Raw genomic sequence first — 6070 nt, forward strand, 5'->3', positions numbered from 1 at the left:
GCAAACTATACAGAAATTCCTTCTTCTCCGAGAGGCCGGTCAATCGTCTCTTCTCTTCCGGGATGGTAACCATGGAGGTAATCGCACCACCACAGAGATCCGTCTTATAATAAAACTTCATGCAAGCCCCCTTACATAAATGAATCAGGCATCCGTTTGCCAATGATCATTGATTTAATAAAAATATCCAGAACCGTCTGTCGGCGATATGCTGAAAATTTTGTAGGAAAAATCTTACAATGCATTTTTTGATGCATTCGTGAGGCAAGAAACTTTATGGAAAATCCCCCCCGGGCGATGTTTTTTTTGAATCCGGCTGACTAATTTTGCTAGAATAATCGGTAATGGGGACAGCAAAGGTCTGCCGGGAGCTTTTAAATATCGGCTCGGACACCGATTCAACGACCATTGGATGAATTCAATATGAGGGTTATGCCGGAAACGCCTGAACAGAAAATTTCTCCCCCTGCCGCAGCCCCCGCAGAGGCCAGCGCTGCGCCTGCTGCTACAAAGGGGAATGACCTTAAAGCTGAAGCCGCGATCAACAATCGGGGCAAGGAGATCTTCGACAGCCGCAAGGTTTCCAGTGACGGCCTGATCTGCCTCCTGAATCTTGCCGGCAGCGAGGGAGAAGACCCCCGCCTCCTCGCCCTGGCGGTTGAAAGGCTACTTCACGTGAGTTTTTCGATTCCCATTTCCAGGGCCGTCAGAGGGAATATCAAGGACGGCATCAGCTCGGCTTTCTCGGTACCATCCATTGGTGACCTGCCCGAAAGAAAGGTGAAAATTGTGATGGCCGGCAAAACTCCGCTGGTTGAAATCAGGGGGGTAGAAGCAGTCGACGGCGAAGACGGTCACACCACCCTCCATTTCGACTGGCAGAAACGGGCCGGAGCGTTGAGTGAAAGCGGGGTCATCAACTGGAAAGACATCAACAGTGTGCCAAGTGTCCACAAAGACAGTCTCCTGGTCACGGTCATCGACCGGACCCTCGGCGCCCCCGGCATCGACTGTTTCGGTAAGGCCATCAAGCAGAAACCCGGGAAACGCCACCAGATCCGCTGGAACACCAACAACATCTCCCGCAAGGATGACCCGAAAAACCCCAATATCTTCATGCTGCACACCATCAATTCCGGGGCGGTTGAATTCCGGCTGAGAGTTCCCGGCGACCCGAAAACCCTGGATCGCATCGACATCGCCGACACTTTTACCATCAAGGGCGACATCAACTACGATTACGGCGATATCCAGAGCGCGGCAAGCCTTGAGGTCAAGGGAAACCTCAAAGGCAATTTCTCCCTGCAATCCGAAGGATTCGTTCACGTGTCAGGTTCCATCGAAGGCCAGGCAGTAAAGGCTGACGGGGTGACCGCCTCACTCATCACCAACGGCTGCAGGGTCACGGCAAACCACGAAATCCAGGCCGGCAATATCAACAACGGCATCGCCACCGCCGAACACATCACCATCAAACAGAATGCCAGCAGCGCCCACCTGCACGCCCGCAAACAGATAACCATTGCCAAAGGAGCTGCCCTGCTGGGGATCAAGGCGGGATGTATCAATGCCTGTATTGAACAGGCAAGGGTATCGGGCGTTAATGAATTTCTCCTCGGCAGCGAGGTGTTTTCCAGAGCCGAAATGGTCGGCGCAGACCTTGCCTCCTACCAGACGGATCTGGGCGCCATTTCGGAAGAGGGGAAAAAGGAAGCGACCACTATCCTCAGCCTGCTGGTTCAGATCAGCGAGTACACCGGTCGTGAGCACGACACGTCGCCGGTCAAGAAAGCCCTCATCACGCTGAAAACCGCACTCATCAGTATTTTTCAGTCATTCGGGAAGATTCGCGAGGAATTAATCACCCTCGCTTATACCCTGCAGTCGGACCTGGGTGACCGGAACTATAACGAATCGATCATCAGGCGGGCCGACACCATGGTCAACGAGATGAAAAAATACAATACCACCCAGACCGACTTCGCCGAGGTGATGGCTGAGAAAAAAAATTCTCTGGCTGAAATGGAACACCTCACCTCAACCATCAGAAAGGAACTCGTTTTCGCAGTGACTGTCGGCCTGCAGGCCATGGGCAACAACGCCGAAATCAGAATCAAATGCGGCAACGCCGAACTGAACCTCGACTCCGATTCCATACCAAACGGGCCATTCAAAGTAGTCTATTCCCTGCCGGAAGAGGTCGAAGACCTGAAGGACGGCAAGCTGAAACTCATCATCCAGGAAATATAACCTCCATTTTCTCAACCATTCTATCCACCCAAGAAACAGATCCTCAGCCAATTTAAAATTTCCCTGATTTTTTTGGGAACCTTTTCGGATTTCATACGTCAAAGCATGTATGGACAAAGTAATGAATATGATCAGAGAAGATTGCCGCGAATCTGAAATCGAGACCATTTTGCGCCCGCATCTCCCCTATCTGCACCGACTCGCTTTCAGATTGACCGGGCAGAGTCATGACGCGGAAGATCTGCTGCATGATGTTCTGGTAAAGGTCTTTTCCAGGCAGCACCGGATCGGCGGTATCGAACATCTCCGGGCCTGGCTGTCCTCCGTTCTGTACCGGACTTTTCTCGACAGAGTAAGACGGGAAAAACGTTCAATACTCCGTCTCTTCAGGCCGGCCACCGATGACAATTCCATTTCGGAAATGGACACTGTTCCCTCATCGCTGCCCGGCCCGGAAAAATCGCTGCAGATCTCCCAGGAAAAGGATGCCGTGCTCACCGCCCTTGGAAAACTCAGCATCGACCAGAAGATTGTCTGTATCATGCATGATATGGAAGGATACACCTTGAATGAACTGGAAGACATTCTCGACATCCCGCTCGGCACTCTCAAGTCCCGCTTGCATCGGGCCAGAAAATCCCTCAGAGGATTTCTGGAAAAAAATGGAACCTTTCAACCCCGTCACTCGTTTCATGAGTGAGAGGAGTGATTATGGAATGTACAAAGTTCGCAGAGAAAATTGATGATTTTGTCGACCGCTACCTCGATCGGCAAGAAGCCGCGGAAATCGAGAAACATCTGGCAGAGTGCGATAATTGTCGAAAGCTGCTCCGGCAGGAACAGGATTTTCGCCGGATACTGGAATGCGCTCCGGCACCCGAGGTTGATACCTTGAGCCTGGAAAGAATGATGCGTGGGGCAAAACGAGAATTCACACATCGAGAAGCAAGGAGCAACACCTTTTATTTCGGCATGGCGACGGCTGCCTGCCTGGTTCTCCTGCTCGTGACAGGCCTATATCATCACGGTCCCGAGATCCTGAACAATCATCAAGTGACGGCAGGACAGTCCGGTGAGGTAAGCAAAACCATCAATCTGGTGTTCAACTGCCCGATCGATATGGAACAGGCCGAGCTGACCATAATCCTGCCGGAGAATATCGAACTTGCAGCCTTCCCGGGTCGCCGCCGGCTGACCTGGGAAACAGACCTCAAGGAGGGCGGCAACCTTCTGCCCCTTGAAATCATTACTTCCCGACCATCGGGAAGCGCAACCATTACCGCCAGAATAGAACACAAGAGGAAGAGCAGGATTCAGACTTTGAACGTGAGCATTTAACAACCACGGTCCGCATATTTGCAGGGCCAAAGAACCAGTAATCGTGGCCGTAATATCTCCGGAGATATATTAACCACCACCAAACAACTCAAGTGAGGTACACACCATGAAAACATACAACAAATGGCTGGTCTTACTCAGCGCACTCTTATTCTTCCCTGCCTTCGCTGCCGCCGATGACACCACCGGTCCCGAAGAGCTGGAAGTAACCATGACGGTAGTTGAATCTCCTGAAGATTCACCCCGGCAGATCACCAACCGGATCAGGATCCCGACCGGGGAATATCTCAAAATCAGGGAAAGGACCCGTCTCCAGGAAAGGACCCGCGCCACTGATTCCGGCGAATATCAGGCTGAAGGCGCCCAGGAAATGATCCAGCACCAGATTCAGACCAGGGAAATGTTTCAGGAACAGCAGGAACAGAGGAACTCACAAATCAGAGAGAACGCAACCGGTTCAATGAGCGGTAACGGCTCTGGACATGGAAAGAAGTAGAAGATAAGGCGGGCATCCTCCCCCTGTGCCCGACTCCTCCTGCTCTTCTTCTTTTCCATCCCGTCTGACCGGGCAACTGCCCGGTCGGGCGGTTTTTTGCGTTGATCAACCCTTAAAGTCTAATGCAAAATATGAAACGTAAAAAATCATCCAGCGCCGTACTTGCCGTTCTTTTCCTCTTCATGCTGACCTTTGCCCCATCTTCAGGGTTGGCCCGGGAGGATGAAGACCCGTTTGCCACCGGGATATCCTATTTCAAAGCCGGGAAATTTCAGGAAGCCCTTCAATTCTTTAACGAGGCCGCCGAACAAGGCCAGGCGTCAGGCGCTCTGTATCACAATATCGGCGTCTGTTACTACAAGTCGGCGGACTACAAACTAGCGGACCAGGCGTTTGCAAAAGCGGCCGAATATGAGACCATGACCTCTCTGGCCAATTACAATCGGGGACTGACCGCCCTCAAGTCCGGGAACGAAGCCGAGGCATATCTCTTCTTCAAAATGGTTGCCGTCCAGTCAACCGAACCGAAACTCGCCCAGCTGGCCGAGATCGCCATTTCCCGATCAGGGCTAGGGGAAAAAGCAACTCCCCCGTCGCCCTGGGCAACCTACTTCTCCTTCGGGGGCGGCTATGACGACAACGTAAAAATCACATCCGAATCCGACACCAGCGGAGCAAGCGGCGAGGGAGATTCCTTTTCGGAGTTGATTGTCTATTCAAGAGGCCCTCTCTCTCCCGCATCAAAAATTCAGGCGCAATTCAATGCGTATTATCAGAAGTACAGCGATCTGGATGACTTTGATGTGCTGTCACCAGGTCTGGGATTTTTTTATGTTACCGATTCCAGCGGCTGGAAACTTGATACCGGCCTGCAATACACCTACACTTTTCTCGGCAATGAGCGTCGAGAGCAGGTCGGCACGGCCTCATTCAAACTGGCAAAAAACCCGGGCAGTCAAACAACTGTCAATTTTCATTATTACTTCAGCTACATCGATCTGTTTGACCCGGACTTCCAATATCTTGACGGCACGAGAAACAGATTGGAGACAAAATGGATTTGGCATCCCGACAACTGGAGATTTTCCCTGGGGTATTCCCTGGAATTAAATGATGCGGCAGATTCCGAATTCTCTCCCACCCGGAATCTGCTTTCCTTTGGAGTCAAATATACCTTCACAAAAAAACTCGGCGGCAGTGCCGCCCTCTCATACCGGAACAGTGTCTATGACTACCAGGGAATGCTTGACCGAGAAGAGGATCTTTACAAAGTATCAGCCGAACTTTCATACAGGTTCCCGCAATTCTGGTATTTAAACCTTGCATATACATATTATGACAACGACTCGAATTATGATGTTTACGATTACCAACGTGGAATAATGACCGCCACTGTTTCCAGAAGTTTTTGAGTGACAGGGAAAACCTCAACTCCGCCTCCCTGAACACCCGCATCTTTCAGGCCATTCTTCGCCCCTGCTGGATTGCGACCCGGCAATCCCCTGATCACTCCAAACCGATTATTTCACCACATTTCGCTCGCTTTTCATGACCGATCAGGGTATCAGAATCAGAAAGCAAAGCCTGACAACCCGACGTTTAACACCCCTGACCATGAAACTGAATAAAACCGTCCTGTTCACATATTCATTTCTCTTCTCCCTTCTGCTTCTGCCGATGGCCGGGACAGCGGAAGAAGCCGCAACCTTTTCTGCAGATGGCGCCTGGCGCCGGACCATGGTGACCGACCCTGTTTTCAAGGGCGAGACCTTTATCATGGAAGGCGGGAAAAGCGGCGCGCAGACCCTGGTCTTAATCCATGGCGCCGGTGATGAAGGTTCGGGAATCTTTGAACCTTTTCTCAGGGAGTACAGAGCGGAATACCATCTTCTCACCTTTGATCTGCCGGGATTCGGCCGCTCGGCAAAACAGAATCTTCTTTATTCTCCAGCCGCGTATTCCTCTTTTCTAAGATGGGTTGTAACA

At 51.4% G+C, this 6070-nt stretch carries 6 protein-coding genes; all 6 read left to right on the forward strand.

What is annotated here, in order from left to right; all coding sequences use genetic code 11:
* Positions 1-432: 432 nt before the first annotated feature.
* Entirely contained in the window at positions 433-2250 is a 1818-nt protein-coding gene (locus tag KKG35_15330) for a FapA family protein (protein ID MBU1739500.1), read from the forward strand.
* Between the two features lie 121 nt (positions 2251-2371).
* Positions 2372-2950, forward strand: coding sequence for an RNA polymerase sigma factor (locus KKG35_15335; protein MBU1739501.1), 579 nt, complete (start codon positions 2372-2374; stop codon positions 2948-2950).
* 11 nt (positions 2951-2961) lie between these two features.
* Entirely contained in the window at positions 2962-3588 is a 627-nt protein-coding gene (locus KKG35_15340; protein ID MBU1739502.1) for a zf-HC2 domain-containing protein, read from the forward strand.
* Positions 3589-3694: 106 nt separating this feature from the next.
* Positions 3695-4084, forward strand: coding sequence for a hypothetical protein (locus KKG35_15345; protein ID MBU1739503.1), 390 nt, complete (start codon positions 3695-3697; stop codon positions 4082-4084).
* Positions 4085-4215: 131 nt separating this feature from the next.
* Positions 4216-5496, forward strand: coding sequence for a DUF560 domain-containing protein (locus tag KKG35_15350; protein MBU1739504.1), 1281 nt, complete (start codon positions 4216-4218; stop codon positions 5494-5496).
* 202 nt (positions 5497-5698) lie between these two features.
* The coding region (locus KKG35_15355; GenBank protein ID MBU1739505.1) for an alpha/beta fold hydrolase at positions 5699-6070 on the forward strand (372 nt) is incomplete at its 3' end.

The sequence above is a fragment of the Pseudomonadota bacterium genome (assembly GCA_018823285.1).
Classification (GTDB): Bacteria; Desulfobacterota; Desulfobulbia; order Desulfobulbales; family JAGXFP01; genus JAHJIQ01.

Coding starts and splice junctions, on each gene's coding strand:
- KKG35_15330 (MBU1739500.1), top strand. CDS start 433: ATGCCGGAAACGCCTGAACAGAAAATTTCTCCCCCTGCCGCAGCCCCC.
- KKG35_15335 (MBU1739501.1), top strand. CDS start 2,372: ATGAATATGATCAGAGAAGATTGCCGCGAATCTGAAATCGAGACCATT.
- KKG35_15340 (MBU1739502.1), top strand. CDS start 2,962: ATGGAATGTACAAAGTTCGCAGAGAAAATTGATGATTTTGTCGACCGC.
- KKG35_15345 (MBU1739503.1), top strand. CDS start 3,695: ATGAAAACATACAACAAATGGCTGGTCTTACTCAGCGCACTCTTATTC.
- KKG35_15350 (MBU1739504.1), top strand. CDS start 4,216: ATGAAACGTAAAAAATCATCCAGCGCCGTACTTGCCGTTCTTTTCCTC.